20 protein-coding genes are annotated in these 18810 nt (G+C 66.3%); 16 read left to right on the top strand and 4 right to left on the bottom strand.

Annotated elements, in window-relative coordinates:
• Positions 1-521 precede the first annotated feature (521 nt).
• The 6 genes from rsmD to H4O10_RS06500 all read left to right on the top strand — a co-directional run bounded on the left by rsmD (position 522) and on the right by H4O10_RS06500 (position 5356).
• The gene (gene rsmD / locus H4O10_RS06525) at positions 522-1118 is read left to right on the top strand and encodes a 16S rRNA (guanine(966)-N(2))-methyltransferase RsmD (protein ID WP_306766116.1); all 597 of its coding nucleotides are present in this window, start codon (positions 522-524) and stop codon (positions 1116-1118) included.
• 26 nt (positions 1119-1144) lie between these two features.
• On the top strand, positions 1145-1654 hold the full coding sequence (gene coaD, locus H4O10_RS06520; protein ID WP_005409091.1) for a pantetheine-phosphate adenylyltransferase: 510 nt from the start codon (positions 1145-1147) through the stop codon (positions 1652-1654).
• 60 nt (positions 1655-1714) lie between these two features.
• Positions 1715-2206 (top strand): hypothetical protein, encoded by a 492-nt coding sequence (locus tag H4O10_RS06515; RefSeq protein WP_005409092.1) that lies wholly within the window; start codon positions 1715-1717, stop codon positions 2204-2206.
• A 132-nt stretch (positions 2207-2338) separates the two neighbouring features.
• The gene (locus H4O10_RS06510) at positions 2339-2620 is read left to right on the top strand and encodes a YfhL family 4Fe-4S dicluster ferredoxin (protein WP_004153175.1); all 282 of its coding nucleotides are present in this window, start codon (positions 2339-2341) and stop codon (positions 2618-2620) included.
• Entirely contained in the window at positions 2617-4347 is a 1731-nt protein-coding gene (gene ggt / locus H4O10_RS06505; RefSeq protein ID WP_049395944.1) for a gamma-glutamyltransferase, read from the top strand. The genes H4O10_RS06510 and ggt overlap by 4 nt, the downstream gene beginning before the upstream one ends.
• A gap of 121 nt (positions 4348-4468) precedes the next feature.
• Positions 4469-5356, top strand: coding sequence for an MBL fold metallo-hydrolase (locus tag H4O10_RS06500; RefSeq protein WP_005412984.1), 888 nt, complete (start codon positions 4469-4471; stop codon positions 5354-5356).
• Positions 5357-5664: 308 nt separating this feature from the next.
• Here H4O10_RS06500 and H4O10_RS06495 read toward each other — a convergent pair whose 3' ends face one another.
• Positions 5665-5958, bottom strand: coding sequence for a PsiF family protein (locus H4O10_RS06495; protein ID WP_005412985.1), 294 nt, complete (start codon positions 5956-5958; stop codon positions 5665-5667).
• A gap of 126 nt (positions 5959-6084) precedes the next feature.
• Between H4O10_RS06495 and H4O10_RS06490 the strand changes: the two genes are divergently transcribed.
• On the top strand, positions 6085-6444 hold the full coding sequence (locus tag H4O10_RS06490) for a metalloregulator ArsR/SmtB family transcription factor (RefSeq protein WP_049407072.1): 360 nt from the start codon (positions 6085-6087) through the stop codon (positions 6442-6444).
• Entirely contained in the window at positions 6425-6904 is a 480-nt protein-coding gene (locus H4O10_RS06485) for an SRPBCC family protein (protein WP_049395946.1), read from the top strand. Before H4O10_RS06490 ends, H4O10_RS06485 begins: the two co-directional genes overlap by 20 nt.
• A 63-nt stretch (positions 6905-6967) precedes the next feature.
• Here the strand turns inward: H4O10_RS06485 and upp are convergent, their stop codons facing one another.
• Positions 6968-7600: a uracil phosphoribosyltransferase gene (gene upp, locus H4O10_RS06480; RefSeq protein WP_005409099.1), complete on the bottom strand. Its 633-nt coding sequence runs from the start codon at positions 7598-7600 to the stop codon at positions 6968-6970.
• A 168-nt stretch (positions 7601-7768) separates the two neighbouring features.
• Here upp and H4O10_RS06475 point away from each other — a divergent pair, with 168 nt between their 5' ends.
• Genes H4O10_RS06475 through H4O10_RS06460 form a run of 4 tightly spaced genes read left to right on the top strand, consistent with a single transcriptional unit; the run spans position 7769 to position 13458 of the window.
• Positions 7769-10351 carry a TonB-dependent receptor gene (locus tag H4O10_RS06475; RefSeq protein WP_049395947.1) on the top strand — a complete coding sequence of 861 codons (2583 nt, stop codon included), beginning with the start codon at positions 7769-7771 and terminating at the stop codon, positions 10349-10351.
• Complete coding sequence (locus H4O10_RS06470; RefSeq protein WP_229302633.1) at positions 10348-11466, top strand: phytase; 1119 nt, start codon at positions 10348-10350, stop codon at positions 11464-11466. Before H4O10_RS06475 ends, H4O10_RS06470 begins: the two co-directional genes overlap by 4 nt.
• Before the next feature lie 14 nt (positions 11467-11480).
• Positions 11481-12830, top strand: coding sequence for an FN3 domain-containing metallophosphoesterase family protein (locus tag H4O10_RS06465; RefSeq protein ID WP_219633543.1), 1350 nt, complete (start codon positions 11481-11483; stop codon positions 12828-12830).
• A gap of 13 nt (positions 12831-12843) precedes the next feature.
• Positions 12844-13458, top strand: coding sequence for an inorganic diphosphatase (locus H4O10_RS06460; protein WP_049395949.1), 615 nt, complete (start codon positions 12844-12846; stop codon positions 13456-13458).
• A gap of 19 nt (positions 13459-13477) precedes the next feature.
• On the opposite strand, the gene H4O10_RS06455 is transcribed toward H4O10_RS06460, so the two are convergent.
• Positions 13478-14062: a hypothetical protein gene (locus H4O10_RS06455; protein ID WP_049395950.1), complete on the bottom strand. Its 585-nt coding sequence runs from the start codon at positions 14060-14062 to the stop codon at positions 13478-13480.
• A 109-nt stretch (positions 14063-14171) separates the two neighbouring features.
• On the opposite strand from H4O10_RS06455, the gene H4O10_RS06450 reads away from it, so the two are divergent.
• Together H4O10_RS06450 and H4O10_RS06445 are read left to right on the top strand one after the other, a co-directional pair.
• Positions 14172-15587 carry a deoxyribodipyrimidine photo-lyase gene (locus H4O10_RS06450; RefSeq protein ID WP_044569857.1) on the top strand — a complete coding sequence of 472 codons (1416 nt, stop codon included), beginning with the start codon at positions 14172-14174 and terminating at the stop codon, positions 15585-15587.
• Positions 15588-15726: 139 nt separating this feature from the next.
• Positions 15727-16422 carry an OmpA family lipoprotein gene (locus H4O10_RS06445; protein ID WP_005409106.1) on the top strand — a complete coding sequence of 232 codons (696 nt, stop codon included), beginning with the start codon at positions 15727-15729 and terminating at the stop codon, positions 16420-16422.
• A 179-nt stretch (positions 16423-16601) separates the two neighbouring features.
• On the opposite strand, the gene H4O10_RS06440 is transcribed toward H4O10_RS06445, so the two are convergent.
• Complete coding sequence (locus H4O10_RS06440; protein WP_005409107.1) at positions 16602-17633, bottom strand: LysR family transcriptional regulator; 1032 nt, start codon at positions 17631-17633, stop codon at positions 16602-16604.
• A gap of 147 nt (positions 17634-17780) precedes the next feature.
• Between H4O10_RS06440 and H4O10_RS06435 the strand changes: the two genes are divergently transcribed.
• Positions 17781-18008, top strand: a complete 228-nt coding sequence (locus H4O10_RS06435) for a hypothetical protein (protein ID WP_005409108.1) — start codon at positions 17781-17783, stop codon at positions 18006-18008.
• Positions 18005-18775 (top strand): SDR family NAD(P)-dependent oxidoreductase, encoded by a 771-nt coding sequence (locus H4O10_RS06430; protein WP_005409109.1) that lies wholly within the window; start codon positions 18005-18007, stop codon positions 18773-18775. Before H4O10_RS06435 ends, H4O10_RS06430 begins: the two co-directional genes overlap by 4 nt.
• Positions 18776-18810: the final 35 nt, after the last annotated feature.

Here is an 18810-nt window from a genome sequence, read left to right as displayed (position 1 = left end):
AGAGGCCGAAGCAACAGCAACAGCAACAGCAACAGCGGGCTATCCGTGGGATGGCGGGGCGGTGTGGGTTGGCAGGACACGCCGTAAACCCGTCCCTGGGGGCTCGATGGCGCCATCCATGGCGCCAACGGTCCTGCCAACCCACACCGCCCCGCCTCTGACAGGTTCACGCGGCTGTTGGCAGGTGTCGACCTTGGTCGACACATCTGTCAGATATCGATACATCAAATGGGGTCAGATCCGTTTTCCGCAGGAAAACGGATCTGACCCCAAGAGACCTTCCGGCAGATCGCAGGAAACTGTCGAAGGCGGGGTGGGGCAGGTTGTGGGGGTGTCCGCGGCATGGATGCCGCGGCCAAGCCCCCATGGACGGGTTTACGGCGTCCCCCACAACCTGGCCCACCCCGCCTACCCACAGGGAACCAGCTTTTGCCGTTGCTCTGGCTGTTGCTTCGGTCTCTGCGGGTTCCGGGCGCCGCCCGGACGACTACAATCCCGCTCATGCTGAATTTCTTGAATACATCCCGCCGGGGGCGCCTGTGAGCGGCCGTGGGAGCAATGACGGCCAGGTCCGCATCATCGGCGGTCGCTGGCGCAATACCCGCCTGCCGGTGCCGACCCTGCCGGGGCTGCGGCCCAGCAGTGACCGCGTGCGCGAGACCCTTTTCAACTGGTTGATGCCCAGACTGGGCGGCGCGCGGGTGCTGGACCTGTTCGCCGGCAGTGGCGCGCTGGGCCTGGAGGCGGTCTCGCGTGGTGCCGCCCACGCCACCCTGGTCGAGCGCGACGCGCAGCTGGGACGCAACCTGACCGCGGCCGTGGCCAAGCTGCAGGCCGCCGATCAGATCACCGTGGTGCAGGCCGATGCCCTGCGCTGGCTGCAGGGCGCGCCCGCGCAGCAGGCCGATCTGGTCTTCGTCGACCCGCCGTTCGCCGATGGCCTGTGGCAGGACGTGCTGGCGCAGCTGCCGCGGCACCTGGCCGCCGATGCCTGGCTGTACCTGGAATCGCCGGCCGGCCACGTGCCGGTGCTGCCGCCGGACTGGCTGCTGCACCGCGAGGGCGGTACCCGCGAGGTGCGCTTTGCCCTGTACCGCCGCGCCACTGCTACACTTTGACCTCATCTGAACATCTGCATCCGCCCATGACCGTGGCCAACCGCCGCATTGCCGTCTATCCCGGCACGTTCGACCCGATCACCAACGGTCATATCGACCTGGTCAGCCGGGCCGCGCCGCTGTTTGAAAAGGTCGTGGTGGGCGTGGCGCAGAGCCCGTCCAAGGGCCCGGCGCTACCGCTGGAGCAGCGCGTGCAGCTGGCGCGTGGCGCACTGGGCCACCATGGCAACGTCGAGGTCATCGGCTTCGACACCCTGCTGGCCCATTTCGTCCGTTCGGTCCAGGGTGGGGTGCTGCTGCGCGGCCTGCGCGCGGTGTCCGACTTCGAGTACGAGTTCCAGATGGCCAGCATGAACCGCCACCTGATCCCCGAGGTCGAGACCCTGTTCCTGACCCCGGCCGAGCAGCACAGCTTCATTTCGTCCTCGCTGGTCCGCGAGATCGCGCGCCTGGGCGGCGACGTGTCCGGCTTCGTGCCGGCCGCGGTGCTCGAAGCCCTGCGCAAGGTCCGCGAAGCGAAGGCGGCACAGTCGTAAGCCCCGCTGTACCCGCACCCCATTACGTACAACACCACGCACCATTCCGGGAGGAAACCCATGAACACCACCATGCGCGCGATGCTGATCGCTTCGTTGGCCCTGGCCTTCACCGCCTGCAAGAAGGAAGAGGCCGCTCCGGTCGACGAGGCCAAGCAGGCCCTGGTCGCCCCGGCCAAGGATGATGATGCAGGCTGGAAGAAGTACCTGCAGGAAGTGGCGATCCAGAACATGGGCAACATCACCAACAGCCCGTTCCTGTACTACCTCTCGCCGGAATCGGACCCGGACTTCCAGGCCAAGTACGAGCGCCAGACCGAGAGCGCGACCCAGGCCGTGGCCCGTGGCGTGCAGCCGGGCAACATGCTGGCCTTCGGTTCGTCGGCCTCGGGCAAGATGGCTGACATGATCCAGGCCGTGTTCAAGGACGTGTCGCCGGATTCGATGAAGGGCGTGCGCGTCGTCTTCATCGGCCAGTCGGCCGACAACGCCCGCGTTCAGGCTGCGATCCAGCCGACCGGTGCCGAGTACATTTTCGTCGAAGCCAAGTAAGACCGAGCCATGGCGGCCATGCTCCGGCATGGCCCGGGCGGCGTCCTGCAAGGGCGCCGCTGATGACCTGACCGGCCCGCGCGCCCGCGCTGGCCGGTCCTTTGTCCCAGGGCGCGGGCGAGGAGTATCGCCGTGTCGCTGAAAATCAACGAGCTCTGCGTCAACTGCGACGTATGCGAGCCGGCCTGCCCGAACCAGGCCATTGCGATGGGTGAAACCATCTACGTGATCGACCCTGCGCGCTGCACCGAATGCGTGGGTCATTTCGACGAGCCACAGTGCGTGGTCGTCTGCCCGGTCGAGTGCATCGATCCGGACCCGGAGATCGTGGAAACGGAAGACCAGCTGCTGGCCAAGCTGCGCCAGCTGCAGCACGATCACCCCGAACTCTATGCGGAGCCCCCATCCGAATGAAGACGCTGATCGTCCGCCCCCTGTTGCTGCTCGGCCTGCTGCTGAGCCCGATTGCCTGGGCCGACAGCCCGGCCCGTGCCGAGCGCCCCGACGGCGCGGCCATTGCCAGCGGCCACGCGCTGGCCACCCAGGCCGGCATCGACATCCTGGCGCAGGGCGGCAACGCCTTCGACGCCGCGGTGGCGGTATCGTCCACGCTGGCGGTGGTCGAGCCGATCAGTTCCGGGCTGGGTGGCGGTGGCTTCTTCCTGCTGCACGACGCGGCCACCGGCAAGGACGTGATGCTGGACGCGCGCGAGACCGCGCCGGCCGCGGCAACGCCGCAGGCCTTCCTCGACAAGCAGGGCAACCTCGACCGTGACCGCTCGGTCAACGGTGCGTGGTCGGCCGGTATTCCGGGCCTGCCTGCGGCGCTGGTCGAGCTGTCGGCCAGGCACGGCAAGCTGCCGCTGTCTGCATCGCTGCAGCCGGCGATCCGCATCGCGCGCGAAGGCTTCCCGGTCTACGACCGCATGGCCAAGGGCTATGCCTCTCGCCGTGAGGTGATGGAGCGCTATCCCGGCACCCGTGAGGTCTACCTGCGCAACGGCAAGCCGATCACCAGCGGTGACCTGTTCAAGCAGCCGGAGCTGGCACAGACGCTGGAGCGCTTGGCCGCAGGTGGCTTCGATGGCTTCTACAAGGGCCAGACCGGAAAGCTGTTGCTGGCCGGCGTGAAGCAGGCCGGCGGCCAGTGGACCGCTGAAGAGCTGGCCGGCTATCGCGTGAAGCAGCGCGAACCGATCGTGTTCAACTACAACGGCTGGAAGATCACCACCGCTCCGCCGCCGTCGTCCGGTGGCATCGCGCTGGCCAGCATGCTGCAGATCCTGGAAGGCTGGGACATCAACAAGATGGACCCGGCGCACCGCACCCACCTGGTGGTGGAGTCGATGCGCCGTGCCTACCGCGACCGCACTTTCTTCCTCGGCGATCCGGACTTCGTGCAGATCCCGCAGAAGGTGCTGACCAGCAAGGACTACGCACAGGGCCTGCGGGCGACCATCCATCCGGAGAAGGCCACGCCCAGCGACCTGCTGTCGGGCAACCCGACCCCGCTGGAAGATGACGAGACCACGCACTTCTCGATCATCGACCGTGACGGCAACCGGGTCGGCGCGACCCAGACCGTCAACCTGCTGTACGGCTCGGGGCTGATTCCGAAGGGCACCGGCGTGCTGCTGAACAACGAGATGGACGACTTCGCGCTGAAGCCGGGCACGCCCAACGCGTTCGGCGTGATGGGCTACGAGGCCAATGCGCCGAAGGCGGGCAAGCGCATGCTCAGCTCGATGACCCCGACCTTCATGGAGAACGCCGACAAGGTGGTGGTGCTGGGCACCCCGGGTGGCAGCCGCATCATCACCATGGTGCTGCTGGGCATCCTCGGCTACGACGCCGGCCTGGACGCGCAGCAGGTTGCCGCGCTGCCGCGCTATCACCACCAGTGGCTGCCGGACCTGATCGAAGCCGAGGACGATGCATTCGACGCGGCCACGGTGAAGCAGCTGCAGGCGATGGGTCACAAGATCGACCTGCCGGGCAATGTGGCCGCCGGGGGCCGCGGGTCCAGCCACGTGTGGGGCAACCTGCAGACCGTGGAATGGGACCGGAAGGCCAACAAGCTGTTTGGCGGCAGCGACCCGCGCAACCCGGTGGGCAGCGCCCTGGTCGTGCCGGCACGCTGATCCGGTCGTGCCGGCCGCTGGCCGCCAATCTGGCTGTTTACCGAAAACCCCGCCCTTGACGGCGGGGTTTTCTGTTTCCTTTCTAGCGATTATTTAACGAGCCGGCGCCGATAATCGACACATGAAACTCTGGTCTATTCGTGGAAACTCGCAGCGCCTCGACGGCGGCGCGATGTTCGGCAACGCGCCGCGCGCGTTGTGGGAAAAATGGGCGGCACCGGACGAGCTCAATCGCATCGAGCTGGCCTGCCGTGCGCTGCTTGCCAGCCCGCTGGAAGGCAAGACCGTGCTGTTTGAAACCGGTATCGGGGCGTTCTTCGATCCGCGCATGCGTGAGCGCTATGGCGTGCAGGAAAGCCAGCACGTACTGATCGATTCGTTGCGCGAAGCAGGTTTCGAGCACGAGGACATTGATGTCGTCGTGCTCAGCCACCTGCATTTCGATCATGCCGGTGGCCTGCTGGCGGCATGGAGCGAAGGGCGTGAGCCGGAACTGCTGTTCCCCAATGCGACTTATGTGGTCGGTGCGCAGCATTGGCAGCGCGCCATGCAGCCGCATCCGCGCGACCGTGCCAGCTTCATTCCGGAGCTGCCTGGCCTGCTGCAGGCCAGCGGTCGCCTGGAAGTAGTGGACGGCGAGTATTCGAAGGTTCTGGGTCGCAGCGTTCGCTTCAGCTACAGCGATGGCCACACGCCGGGGTTGATGCTGGCCGAGATCGTCGGCCACGCGCACGCCGGCGAAGATGCGCACGGCGGGGTGGTGTTCTGTGCCGACCTGATCCCGGGGCGCTCATGGGTACACGTGCCGATCACCATGGGCTACGACCGCAATGCCGAGCTCCTGATCGACGAGAAGCGGCAGTTCCTTGAGGACAAGCTGGCGCGCAACGTGCATCTGTTTTTCACCCACGACCCGCAGGTGGCGCTGGCGCAGCTGGGTCGCGATGACAAGGGGCGTTTCGTGACCCTGCACGAGCAGGGTGAATTGAAGGCGCGCGCGCTGGGGTGACGGGTGTTCGGCAGGGCTGTTCCCTGCACCTGCAGAAGCCGAAGCAAGATCAAGAACGGCATTCCGTGGGATGGCGGGGCGGTGTGGATGGTCAGGACACGCCGTAAACCCATCCATGGGGGCTCGATGGCGTCATCCACGGCGCCTGCCCACCCACACCGCCCCCACCTCTGACAGGTGGCCGGTGGCTATTGGTGGGTGCCGACCGTTGGTCGGCACATCTGTCAGATATCGATATTCAAATGGGGTCGAATGCCATTGCTGTGCAACGGGCTCTGCCCCCATTCGATTGAACTGGACGAGCGATGCTACGACGCCTTCAGGCAGCTGCTCATGAAGGTCTTGCGCGCGTCACCGGCCAGCTTCTTGGCACCCGCGTCAGCGTTGCACTTGCGCATGCGTTCCTGTTGCGCGTTGGCCGGCTTGGCTTCGGCAGCGTGGCCACTGAGGCAGGAACTCTGCGCGGTCTTGTAGGCGTCACCCTTCAAGCCCTTGTTCTTGGCCGAGCAGTCGGCCATGCGCTGCTGCTGCGGCGTGGTGGCATTGGCAGCCAGGGGCAGGCCGACCAGCAGGACAGCGGCCAGCAGGAAAGAAGCTTTCATCGAGAGCACTCCAGGCGGTGGCGGGTGCGCGGAGCATTGGCCTGCAGGCAGCAACGCCACGTGAAGAATCGTGCCTCGGCAGCGACCGCTTGCAGGGGCATTCAGATCGGCGTATTAATTAGCCATATGGGTAAGTATGATCCCGCCATTCAAGACGTGTTCCAGGCACTGGCCGACCCCACCCGATGCGCGATCGTGGCGGCGCTGGGGCAGGGGCCGCGCACGGTGTCGACCTTGGCCGAGCCTTTTGAGATGGCCTTGCCCTCGCTGATGAAGCATCTGGCCGTGCTGGAGCGCAGTGGCGTGGTGCGCAGCCGCAAGCAGGGGCGTGTGCGCACCTGCGAACTGGTGCCGGAACGGTTGGGCCAGGCCGAGCAATGGCTGGCCGAACAACGTGCCATATGGGAAACGCGCGCCGACCGCATGGTCGAGTTTGTCGAAACCCTTCACCGACAGGAGCAGGCCCATGGCCGTAGACGCAGGTAACAACCCCGAGACCGATCTGGTCATCAGTCGCGTACTGAACGCACCGCGCGCCGCCCTGTGGCGGGCGTGGACCGACCCGGAGCTGCTGCGCCAGTGGTGGTGCCCGAAGCCGTGGTCCACCGAAGTGCGTGCCTTCGACCTGCGCCCGGGCGGCGCCTTCCACACCTTCATGCAGGGCCCCGACGGCGGCAGCAGTGACAACCCGGGCAGCTTCCTGGAGATCGTGCCGCAGCAGCGTCTGGTGTTCACCTCGATGCTGGGCCCGGGTTGGCGGCCGCAGTCACCGTGGCTGGGCTTCACCGCCATCATCTCGATGGAGGATGACGGCCAGGGCTGTCGTTACACCGCGCAGGTGATGCACCCGGACAAGGCCCTGCGCGACCAGCATGAGCAGATGGGCTTCTTCGACGGCTGGAACACCGTCATCGGCCAGCTGGAAGCGTTCGCGGCCGGCCTGTAGGCCGGCATCCGGGGTGGGGTCAGAGCCCTTTCTGCGAAAGGGATCCGACCCCGGTTCACCGGATCAACCGACGCGGGTACCGAAGATGCGGTCACCGGCATCGCCCAGGCCGGGCAGGATGTAGCCCTTGTCATTGAGCTGGGCATCGATGGCGGCGGTGTAGATTTCCACGTCCGGATGCACGGCCTTGACTGCTTCGATGCCTTCCGGCGCGGCCACCAGGAAGATGCCCTTGATGCGGCGGGCGCCGGCACGCTTGAGCATGTCGATGGTGGCGATCAGGGTGCCGCCGGTGGCCAGCATCGGGTCCAGGATCAGCGCGTCGCGCTCTTCCAGGCGGCCGGTCAGGCGCTCGAAGTAGGGCACCGGCTGCAGCGTTTCCTCATCGCGCTGCAGGCCGACCACGCTGACGCGTGCCGCCGGGATCAGCGACAGCACGCCGCTGAGCATGCCCAGGCCGGCGCGCAGGATCGGCACCACGGTGATCTTGGCACCGGCGATGCGCTGCACGGTGACCGGGCCGGCCCAGCCGGGCAGGGTGTGCGGCTCGGTGTCCAGGTCGGCGGTGGCCTCGTAGGCCAGCAGCGTGCCGAGCTCGTTGGCCAGTTCGCGGAAATCCTTGGTGCTGAGCGCAGCGTTGCGCATCAGGCCGATCTTGTGCTGCACCAGCGGGTGGCGCACTTCGACGATCTTCATGGTCGGGAAGGGGGATAAGGAGAGAGGACGCCATTTTGCCGGATTGGGCGCCCAACCCCAAACCGGGGCCGGAGACGGCCTGCATGAAATGTGCAGATGCATGTCATTGCCATGCAACCTTGCGGACATACCGTGCAGACCCATTCTTAACAGGAATGGGGATTCCCAGTGCATATCAAGACTCCGTTGGCCGTTGCCATCACCCTGACCCTGGCGATGGGGGCTGCTGCACCACTGCAGGCCGCCGGGCAGCAGGCGGTCGCCGCCACCGGTACAGTGGCCGCCGATGCGGTCGACCTGGACCGCATTGAAGTGCGCGCCCAGCTTGAATCGCAGATCCGCGCGGTGGACCTCAAGCGCAGCAGCAACGCCATCGAGGATGCGGTGTCGTCCGACGCGCTGGGCCAGTACCCGGACAAGAACGTGGCCGAGTCGCTGCAACGCCTGCCGGGCATCAGCGTGACGCGCGACCAGGGCGAGGGCCGCTTCGTGGTCGTGCGCGGACTGGATGCCAACCTCAACAGCGTCAGCGTCGACGGCATCGCCATCGGCACACCGGACAACTCCAGCCGCGCCGCACCGATGGACGTGATCCCGTCCGATTCGACCGAGCGCCTGCGCGTGGTCAAATCACCGACCCCGGACATGCCGGGCGACGCCATTGGCGGCGCGATCCTGGTCGAGACCGCCTCGGCGTTCGACCGCGAGGGCCGCAGCCTGCGTGGCAAGATCGAAGGCAGCCACCAGCAGCTTTCGGGCGAGACCAGCCCGAAGGCCGCCTTCAACTACAGTGAAGTGTTCAACGACACCTTCGGCATCGCCGCCGGCGTGAACTACCAGAAGCGGACGTTCGAATCGGACAACAGCGAAGTGGAGTACGGTGATGTCAGCGGGAACAAGGATCCGACCACCACCCGCCCGGGCGAAATCACCGCGCTGAACCTGCAGAACCGCAAGTACGAGATCGAGCGCAAGCGCATCGGCGCCAACCTCAATTTCGACTGGCGCCCGAACGAGGACAGCCGTTACTACCTGCGCACGCTGTACAGCCAGTTCGACGATGCCGAAACCCGCCAGCGCGTGATCTTCAACTTCAACAGCGCCGACATGATCGCCACCGGCACCGACCAGTATCGACTTGCCGGCATGCCGAAGGATTCGATCGACAAGCGCATGCGCTACCGGACCAAGGAAGAGAATACCTTCGCCGCCAGCCTGGGTGGCGAGAACAAGCTGACCGACGCGGTACTGGACTACAAGATCGGCTATACCCGTACCGAAGAACGCGTGGACGACGAGATCGAGTCGCGCTTCAAGCTCAACGGCAAGGCCTTCAATGGCACGTTGGACCAGCGCAGCCGCCTGCCCACCTACACCTTCGACAACGATCAGTGGCTGGACAACGCCAACTACAAATTCGACCGTGTGGTGGCCAAGCCGAAGAAGGTGGACGACGAGGAGCGCAGCGCGCAAGTCAACATCCGCTTCGACGGCGACAACAGCAGCTACAAGTTCGGCCTGCTCGGGCGCTGGCGCGACCGTGACGTGAATGTCGATGAGGCGTCGCTGCGCGTGGGTCCGGCGATCAAGCTCAGTGACTGGACGACCGGCTCGCCGGAACATCGCCACGGCCCGATGGGGCAGGGCATGGACTCGTCGGCGATGCGCAGCTACTGGTCGCAGCACGGTGGCGAATACAGCGCGCGTCCGCAGGATGTCGGTGGCAACGCCGCGACGTCTCTGGAAGGCGACTACACTGCGCGCGAAGACGTGTTCGCCAGCTATGCGATGGGCACCTGGGACATCGGTGCGCTGCGCGTGATCGGCGGCGTGCGTGTGGAGAACACCCGCTTCAGCGCCACCGGCAATCGCGTGGACGTGGCCAAGGACGGGCGCTCCTACACCGCGACCCGGGTTACCGCCAGCAAGAGCTACAACAACGTACTGCCGGGCCTGCACCTGCGTTACGACGCCAGCGACGACTGGGTGTTCCGCTTCGCTGCCAACAAGACGGTGGCGCGCCCGGGCTTCGGCGATGCCTCGCCGCGCATCGGCCTGGCCCGCAACGACAATGAAGTGCGCCTGGGCAACCCGGAGCTGGATCCGTACGAGTCGACCAACATCGACCTGTCGGTGGAGAAGTACATCGGCGACAGCGGCATCCTCTCGCTGGGCGTGTTCCACAAGTCGATCGACGGCTACATCGTGCAGATCCGCCAGGCCGGCGCCGACGGCATCTACGACGGCCTGCCGGTGGTGACCTCGGTCAATGGCGACAAGGCCAAGGTGCGCGGCGCCGAGTTCAACTGGCAGCAGCAGCTGTCGTTCCTCCCGGCTGGCTGGGATGGCCTGCTGGTGGGTGCCAGCGGCACCTGGCTGGACACTGATTTCGACCCGGGCCTGGCCAAGCGCGCGGGTGAGGACTTCACCCTGCCGCGCGCCTCGAAGAACGTGTACAGCGCGCACATCGGTTACGAGAAGTACGGCCTGAGCACCCGCGTGGCAGCCGTGCACCGCAGTGAGTACCTGGATACCCTCGGTGCCGGCCGTGCCTTCGACATCTACGTAGCGCCGAACACCCAGCTCGACTTCTCGCTTGACTACAGGTTCACTCCGCGCGTGAGCATGTATTTCGAGGCACAGAACCTGCTGGACAAGCCGCTGGAGCTGTACCAGGGCACGCGCTCGCGCACCCTGCAGATGGAAGAATATGGCCGCACCTACGCCCTCGGCCTGAAGGTGGCACTGTGAGCGGGCCTCGCATCACCCTGCTGGCCACCATGCTGGCCGTGACGTTGGTGGCCGGCTGCACGCCGGCCAACGGCAATGATCCGGCCGTGGCCAAGCCCGGAGCGAAGGCCACGAACGAGCGTGCGGTGACCACCATCGCCGAGGCATTCCTTTCACCGATGACGCCGGCTGACAACATTGATTCGCCCGCCGCCTGGCGTGCACCTGACGGAAAGCTGTGGCTGATCGCCACTGCCAAGGCCACCGACAAGCTGGTGGTCTACGACGGCAGCAACGGCCAGCACCTGCGCGACGTAGGCAGCAGCGGCACCGCGCCAGGGCAGTTCGATCGCCCAAACGGCATCGCGGTGACCGACGATCTGCTGTGGATCGTGGAGCGCGACAATCACCGCGTGCAGGTACTGAGCCTGCCGGACTTCACTCCACTGGCGACCTTCGCTGCGGACGACCTGCGCAAGCCGTACGGGCTGTGGGTCGACCGCCGTGCCGATGGCTACAGCGTCTACGTGACCGACTCCTGGGACAACGGCGAGGATGCACAGGGCCGTGACATCCTGCCGCCGCTGACCGAGCTGGACAAGCGCGTGCGCCAGTACCAGGTGACCCGCGATGGCGCGAAGGTCGAAGCGAAGCTTGTGGCCAGCATCGGTGATACCACTGAGGCGGGTGCCCTGCGCGTGGTCGAGTCGATCTGGGGCGACCCCGAGAACGATCGCCTGCTGATCGCCGAAGAGGACGAGGGCTACGCCAGCGAGTTCAAGGTCTACACGCTGGCCGGACGCTTCACCGGCACCACCTTCGGCCGCGATGTGTTCAAGGCGCAGGCCGAAGGCGTAACCCTGCGCACCTGCGGCAAGGATGGTTGGTGGATCACCACCGAACAGGGCAAGCAGCGCAGCGTGTTCCACCTGTTCGACCGCCACACCCTGAAGCCGGTCGGCGCGTTCCAGGGCAATACCGTGGCCAACACCGATGGCATCTGGATGATGCAGCAGCCCAGCGCGCGCTTCCCGCACGGCGCGTTGTATGCGGTGCATGACGACCAGGGCGTGGTGGCGTTCGACTGGGAGAGCATCGCCAAGCAGTTGGCATTGCCGCTGGAGTGTGGTTCGTGAGCGGTCGTTGCCTGATGCGTACGTTGGCGCTGGGCCTGCTGCTGGCGGTGCCGTCGTTGTGCTTCGCGGCGGCCGAAGCGAACACCCAGGTGCCGGCGGGCAGCCGCCACTACGCAGCGACGACGGTCCCGGACCGCATTGTCGCTTCGCCGGCAGTCGATCCCGGCCATGGGTTCGCCGTGGCCTGGCGCACCGACGGCAGCGTGCAGGCGCCGCTGCTGGAGATTGCCCTTGCCGGTGATTCACCGGCCATCGAGGGCATCCGCCAGGTGCGTGCCACGACCCGCGCGCTGCAGACCGAGAACGGGCTGTCGCACCACCACCGCGCTGAGGTCAGCGGCCTGCGGCCCGATACCCTGTACGTCTACCGCGTGCAGGGCAACGGCAGCTGGAGCGCCTGGAACCAGCTGCGCACGCTGGCTGCGCCCGACCAGCCGCTGACCCTGCTGTACTTTGGAGATACCCAGAACAAGAACGTGAGCCATGTCAGCCGCGTGGTGCGCGCCGCGCAGAAGGCCGCACCCGAGGCGCGCCTGAGCCTGTTCGCTGGCGATCTGGTCAGTGGGGGCGATGGTGCCGATGACAGCGAGTGGGGCGAATGGTTTGCCGCCACCGGTTGGCTGGCGCAGGAAACACTGGTCGCGCCGGCGATCGGCAACCACGAGTATGTCGAGGAGTTCGAGGACACTCCGCAGGAACGCCGCGTGCTGGGCAGGCACTGGCCGGTGACGTTCGCGCTGCCGGGCAATGGGGCATCCGCCGCACAGCAGACCAGCTACTGGTTCGATGCGCAGGGCGTGCGCGTCGCCGTGGTCGATGGCACGTCGGCACTCGACCTTGGCACGGCCAAGGCGCAGGCGCAGTGGCTGGACAAGGTACTGACCGGCAATCCGCAGCCGTGGACGCTCGTGCTGCTGCACCAGCCGTTCTATTCGCCGCGCGAAGGGCGCGAGAACGCCGCATTGCTTGACGTGCTGCTGCCGGTGGTTCGTCGCCACAACGTCGATCTGGTGCTGCAGGGCCACGATCACACCTATGGCCGCCGTGGTGAAGGACAGGCCGCGACGCCGCAGTATGTGGTGACCGTGGCGGGGCCGAAGCAGTACCGTCTCTCCGACGAGGCACGTAGGACGATGGATCCGGTGGCCGAGGACACCCAGCTGTTCCAGGTGTTGCACATCGATCCGCAGCACCTGCGCTATGAAGCCCGCACGGTGACCGGGCGACTCTACGATGCCTTCGAGCTGCGTCGCGACGCCAAGGGCGGCAAGCAGCGCACGGAGCTGACCGAAGGCCGCATCACGCCGCGTGACTGCCCGCGCGCGCAGACTGCCAAGGGCCGCGCCGATCGCTGCTGGGAATGAGGAGGAGATCCAGATGAAAACCGTACACCGTCTTCTCCCCATGGCTGCCATCGGCGGGGCCCTGCTCCTGCTCGCGACCGCGGTGGCCGCCGCCGATGGCGTGCTGCACCCGTTCCTGGTGGCGCAGCCGAAGCAGGCGCCGCAGGAAGTGAACCTGGCGGTGGAGATTCCGGCCGGCAGCTTCACCAAGTACGAGATCAAGGAGGACGGCCTGGTGCACGTGGATCGCTTCCAGTCGATGCCGGTCGCCTATCCGGCCAACTACGGTTCGATGCCGCGCACGTTGGCTGGCGACAACGATCCGCTGGACGCGCTGGTGCTGACCCGTGAACCCCTGCATCCGGGCGTGATCGTGCGCTTCCGGCCGATCGGCTACCTGAAGATGGTCGACGGCGGCGAGCACGACGAGAAGATCATCGGCGTACCGACCGACAAGGTTGACCCGACCTACGCCAACATCCGCGACCTAGCCGATCTGCCGGAGATCGAACGACAGCGCATCGAAGCGTTCTTCCGGGTCTACAAGGACCTGCCGGCCGGGCGCAACCCGGTGCAGCTCAACGGTTGGGGCAACGCTGCCGAGGCGCGGACGCTGATCAGCGAAGCGATGAAGCGCTTCGAAAAATAGATCCACGCCATGGCTGGATTCAGTCCAGCAACGTCTCGATGAACGACTCGGCCTGCAGGCGGTCGTCCAGTACCCGGGCCACCGCCCGTACGGCTGCCTCCTGGTGTTCAGGACGGATGCCGCCATCGTCATCGTCGTTGTAGAGGTCATCGCCGGCATCGAGGTACACCGTGCCTGCAGCAGCCAGAGCCGCCATCAAGGTCGGCACATCGGCAGTGATCTCGCCGGCATCCAGCAGGCCGGCGCCGTGGTGGCTGAACAGCACACGGCCGTCGTCCAGGTCGAGGATGAACGGATCAGCGCCGCGATCGGCAATCACCAGCCAGTTCGATGGCCAGTCGTTGATCCGTTCGCCGCTGACGCCATGCCATCGATAGCCGGCCTGCTGGCTCCACAGGCGCTGCAGTGGCGGTATCCAGACATCAAGGCCGGGAACGGTGATGCCGGCGCGGCCAACCCTGGCATTGATCTCTTCGCCCAGCGGCCCGACCTGCGCGTAGAACGACGCCAGTGCCGTGGGCAGCGGGAACGGGCCCTGCCAGTCACGCTCGTGCTGCGCATGCAGCGGCCCGAAGCGGGCGAATGAGGCGTGCAGATCATCCATGTCAGAGTCCAACGGGTAGCGGCCGTGCAGCCTAGCAGACGGCGTCTGCGCGCATCCCCTTCACCACCGCTGGCTATCATGTGCGCCTTCCACAACGAAGGCAGTGCCTGTGTCGGTAGCGTTGGTATGGTTCCGCCGTGATCTGCGGCTGCAGGACAATCCGGCCCTGCAGGCCGCGCTGGATGCCGGTCACGACGTGGTGCCGGTCTACATCCATGCGCCGCACGAAGAAGGTGAGTGGGCGCCGGGTGCTGCCTCCGATGCGTGGCGCCACCGTTCACTGGCCGCGCTGGATGCGGACCTGCGCACGCGCGGTTCCTCGCTGGTGCTGCGCAGTGGTGACAGCCTGCCGGCCCTGCAGTTGCTGATCGCGCAGACCGGCGCCGAGGCGGTGTACTGGAACCGCAAGTACGAACCGGCCACCCAGCCACGCGACGCCACCATCAAGCGCATGCTGCGCGAGCAGGGCATCGACGCGCAGAGCTGCAATGGCAGCCTGTTGTTCGAGCCTTGGGACATCGCCACCCAGCAGGGCCAGCCGTACAAGGTATTTACGCCGTACTGGCGCAATGTACTCAGTCATTGGCGCCTGCCGGCACTGCAGGCCGCACCGGAAGCACTGGCGCCGCACGCGGTCGACAGCCTGGCATTGGATGATCTCCAGCTGGCGCCGACGCTGGACTGGGATACCGGCTTCTGGGAGCACTGGCAGCCGGGCGAAGCCGGTGCGCTGGAAGCACTGTCCGTCTTTGAAGACGGTGCCCTGCGCGGGTATCGCGAGCAGCGTGACCTGCCGGACCGTGTCGGGACCTCGCGGCTGTCGCCGCACCTGCATTTCGGCGAAATCGCACCCTGGCGGATTGCCCATGCGCTGGAAGGGCTGCGTAGCGCCGGCACCGACGCCGACATCGACGGCTACCTGCGCCAGCTGGGCTGGCGTGACTTCGCCTACCACCTGCTGCATCACTTCCCGAAGACGCCCACTGACAACCTCAACCCGCGTTTCGATCGCTTCCCATGGGCAACGCCCAGTGAGGCGCAGCTGCACGCCTGGCAGCGCGGCAACACCGGCGTGCCGATCGTCGATGCCGGGCTTCGCGAGCTGTGGCACACCGGCTACATGCACAACCGGGTGCGGATGATCGTGGCCAGTTACCTGTGCAAGCACCTGCGCGCGCACTGGCTGCATGGCGCACGCTGGTTCTGGGACACCCTGGTCGATGCCGACCTGGCCAACAACACCATGGGCTGGCAGTGGGTGGCCGGGACCGGTGCCGATGCGGCACCGTACTTCCGTGTGTTCAACCCCGTGACCCAGGCCGAGAAGTTCGATCCGCAGGCACGGTACATCAGCCGCTGGGTGCCCGAACTGGCCGCGCTGCCGGTGAAGGCCCGGTTTGCGCCCTGGCAGCATCCGCTGCTGCTGGCGACACATGCCCCGGGCTATCCGCCTACGCCGCTGGTGGACCTGGCCGCGGGCCGCGACGCCGCATTGGCGGCTTACCGCCAGTCGGGGGCGGGGTAAAGGGCGACCTGGGCGATCTGGTCAGTTAGCTGAACGCGGCCCTGTCGGTGAGCCCGATCATCATTCCGGCATCGCATCGGGCTGTTTATTCTCTTTGCGCCCGCAGGCCGCCGGCCGACCGGAAACCAAGGAGAACCTCATGATCCGCAACACCACCCGCAACGTCGCACTGGCCCTGATGAGTGCGGCCGTCCTGTCGGCCTGCGCCACCGGCGGCTCCTACGTACAGAGTGACCAGTACGGCAACCCCACCGAGCAGCAGAACCGCACCGGGCGCAACGCCCTGATCGGTACCGCCATTGGCGTGGCAGCCGGCCTGCTGACCGGCGACAGCGCCACCGAGCGCCGCCAGCATGCCCTGATCGGCGCCGGTATCGGTGCGCTCAGCGGCGCCGCCGTCGGCCAGTACCAGGATCGCCAGGAACGCGCACTGCGCGAGCGCACTGCCAACACCGGCATCGATGTGCAGCGCCAGGGCGACAACATCATGCTGAACCTGCCGGACGGCATCACTTTCGACTTCGGCAAGTCGACCCTGAAGCCGCAGTTCTACGGCGCGCTCAATGGCGTGGCAGGCACCCTGCGTGACTACAACCAGACCATGATCGAAGTGGTCGGCCACACCGACAGCATCGGCAGCGATGCGGTCAACAACCGCCTGTCGAAGGAACGTGCCGACTCGGTCGCGCAGTACCTGATCGGCCAGGGCGTGCAGAGCGTGCGCATCGAAACGCTGGGCGCCGGCAAGTCGTACCCGATTGCCGACAACAGCACCGACGCCGGCCGCGCCAAGAACCGCCGCGTCGAGATCCGGGTGATTCCGCTCAAGCAATAACGCGTAGCGTTACTGCTTGAGCCGGTCCGGCCATCGGCCGGAACGAAAATGCCGCCCTTGCAGGCGGCATTTTTGTGGGTGCCGAGCGTTGCTCGGCACGCCGAAAGCGCATCCCTCTGTAAGCCATGCCGACCAAGGTCGGCAATTACCAGGAGATGGGTAGGCGCTCTTGTTGCAGGCTACGCCGCCGAAGCGGCCACCTTCTCCAGGATCCGCTTGCCGCTGCTTTCCAGTGCGGCGTCTTCCTTTTCCTTCTGCTGCTGCGCCAGCTTCGCACCCGGACACTGCGCCAGCATGTAATTGGCGTCGAAGTTGAGCTTTTCGACCAGGAAGTCGACGAACGCACGCACCTTTGGCGAGACCAGGCGGCCGCCGGCGAACACGGCGTTGAAGTCCACTTCCGGGCCGGTCCAGCCGGCCAGCACGCGGCGCACCATGCCCGATTCAACGAACGGCTTGGCCATCACGTCGCCGGTCAGCAGCAGGCCTTCGCCACAGACCAATGCACCATTCAACGCAGACATGTCGTTGGCGGTCATCAGCGGGGTGACCGGGAAGTCACGCAGCTCGCCGCCGTTCTCGCCCAGCTGCCAGGTGAAGCGCGGCGAATTTCCGGTGTGGTACGGCTTGCGCATCGCCAGGATGCGATGGAACTGCAGCTCTTCCGGATGCAGCGGCTCGCCGTAGCGCTCGATGTAGGCCGGGCTGGCGAATACCTGCGTGCGCAGGCTGCCCAGCTTGCGCGCGACCAGGTTCGAATCGGGCAGGGCCCCCACGCGCAGCGCAAGGTCCGCTTCACCTGCAATCAGGTCCAGCTTCTCGTTGCCCATGTGCATGTCCAGGCGGATTTCCGGGTACTGCGCATGGAACTGGCCCAGCAGCGGGGCGATCCAGGTGATGCCGATCGAATAGGGCACGGTGAAGCGCAGCCAGCCGCGCGGGCCGGACTGCAGCTGGCTCACCGCGCTCTCGGCCTCTTCCAGTTCGCGCGCGATGCGCTGGCAATGTTCGTGGTAGATCGAACCGGCTTCGGTCAGGCCGAGGCGGCGCGTGGTCCGGTGCAGCAGGCGCGCGCCCAGGCGCGTTTCCAGCTCCTGCACTTTGCGGCTGACCGTGGTCTTGGGCAGGCCGAGCGATTTGGCAGCGGCAATGAAGCTGCCTTGCTCGACCACTTTGACGAAGATCAGCGTCTCGTTGAGATCGTGGGACATGGTCGGGGATCCTGGACGTCGGGGATGGGACAATCGTGACAGAACGATTGGACCGGGAGCGGGATGATTATTCCCCTTAATCAGGACTAATCAAGTAAAGGTTTGAGGTCTATCGTGGCGCCATTCGTTAATTGGAGCCCGTCCGCCATGAGCCTGCGCAACATTCTTGCCCGACTCCGGAACGCCGGCCAGAACACCCTGGACCTGGCGATGACCGTCGAAGCCCGTCCGAGTTCCTTGGTACACAAGGACTTTCGTGAGTTTACCGCGCCCATGCGTCAGCAGCGTGGCGGTGCCATCCGCCTGGCCCCTCACAAGGGTGACCGCCTGCGCCGAATCGGGACTATCCCGGATTTGGGAGGAAATGTCCCGTGAATGGGATGCTGACGCCTGAAGTCCTGGTCCTGGGCGGCACCGGTGCCGTCGGCCAGGGTGTGGTTGGCGCGCTGCTGGAGGCCGGCAGCCCGGTACTGGTTGTCGGCCGCGATCCGGGCCGGCTGGCGGCGCTGCACGAGCAGTTCGCTGACGAGCCGGGCCTGGAGACGCTGCTGGGGTCGCTCAGCGACGACGGATCGGCGCGCGCGCTGGCCGAACGCATCGCGCAGCGCCCGCGCCCGTTGGCGGCGGTGATCGCCGCAATGGGTGGACCGTACCGCCGCGGTCGCGTGGTCGACCGCAACGGTGACGAACTGATGGGCGCGATGCAGGCCGATCTGATGCCGCACGTGCACGCGGTGCGTCACCTGCTGCCGCTGCTGCAGGACAACGTGCATGCGCGCCGCTACGTGATGATCGGCAGCCCGGCCAACGCCAAACCATGGGCGGGCTACGGCGAGACCTCGATCACCACCGCCGCGCTGCGCATGTACGCGCAGGTCGTGCACCAGGAAGCGCAGGCGCTGGGCGTGCGCGCGCAGATGCTGGAAGTCTGCAGCCCGGTGTGCACCCCGGCCAATGCGGCCAATGCCTGCATCGAGTGGCCCAGCTCGCTGTTGGTGGGTCGTCGCGTTGTGTCGCTGCTGGATGGTTGCCGCGACAACCGTGCCATCGTCCGCTGTGACAGCAGCGATGCCGAACTGCCGCGCGGCCTGCTGCACCTGGAAGTTCCCCCTTTGTGGCGCGATACCGCAGGCGTCGCTTGACCTCGACCATGGTTGAGGTCGCAGGATACGCCGCC

Origin of the sequence: Stenotrophomonas sp. I18B00994, from assembly GCF_014145825.1 — a bacterium.
GTDB classification, from domain to species: Bacteria; Pseudomonadota; Gammaproteobacteria; order Xanthomonadales; family Xanthomonadaceae; genus Stenotrophomonas; species Stenotrophomonas maltophilia.
The sequence above is the reverse complement of the archived record's forward strand: the minus strand, read 5'-3'. Positions and strand labels throughout refer to the sequence as shown.

Excerpts from the sequence above, each read along its gene's own strand:
- coaD (WP_005409091.1), top strand. The coding sequence starts at position 1,145 with ATGACCGTGGCCAACCGCCGCATTGCCGTCTATCCCGGCACGTTCGAC.
- H4O10_RS06515 (WP_005409092.1), top strand. The coding sequence starts at position 1,715 with ATGAACACCACCATGCGCGCGATGCTGATCGCTTCGTTGGCCCTGGCC.
- ggt (WP_049395944.1), top strand. The coding sequence starts at position 2,617 with ATGAAGACGCTGATCGTCCGCCCCCTGTTGCTGCTCGGCCTGCTGCTG.
- H4O10_RS06500 (WP_005412984.1), top strand. The coding sequence starts at position 4,469 with ATGAAACTCTGGTCTATTCGTGGAAACTCGCAGCGCCTCGACGGCGGC.
- H4O10_RS06495 (WP_005412985.1), bottom strand. The coding sequence starts at position 5,958 with ATGAAAGCTTCTTTCCTGCTGGCCGCTGTCCTGCTGGTCGGCCTGCCC.
- H4O10_RS06490 (WP_049407072.1), top strand. The coding sequence starts at position 6,085 with ATGGGTAAGTATGATCCCGCCATTCAAGACGTGTTCCAGGCACTGGCC.
- H4O10_RS06485 (WP_049395946.1), top strand. The coding sequence starts at position 6,425 with ATGGCCGTAGACGCAGGTAACAACCCCGAGACCGATCTGGTCATCAGT.
- upp (WP_005409099.1), bottom strand. The coding sequence starts at position 7,600 with ATGAAGATCGTCGAAGTGCGCCACCCGCTGGTGCAGCACAAGATCGGC.
- H4O10_RS06465 (WP_219633543.1), top strand. The coding sequence starts at position 11,481 with ATGCGTACGTTGGCGCTGGGCCTGCTGCTGGCGGTGCCGTCGTTGTGC.
- H4O10_RS06460 (WP_049395949.1), top strand. The coding sequence starts at position 12,844 with ATGAAAACCGTACACCGTCTTCTCCCCATGGCTGCCATCGGCGGGGCC.
- H4O10_RS06455 (WP_049395950.1), bottom strand. The coding sequence starts at position 14,062 with ATGGATGATCTGCACGCCTCATTCGCCCGCTTCGGGCCGCTGCATGCG.
- H4O10_RS06445 (WP_005409106.1), top strand. The coding sequence starts at position 15,727 with ATGATCCGCAACACCACCCGCAACGTCGCACTGGCCCTGATGAGTGCG.
- H4O10_RS06440 (WP_005409107.1), bottom strand. The coding sequence starts at position 17,633 with ATGTCCCACGATCTCAACGAGACGCTGATCTTCGTCAAAGTGGTCGAG.
- H4O10_RS06435 (WP_005409108.1), top strand. The coding sequence starts at position 17,781 with ATGAGCCTGCGCAACATTCTTGCCCGACTCCGGAACGCCGGCCAGAAC.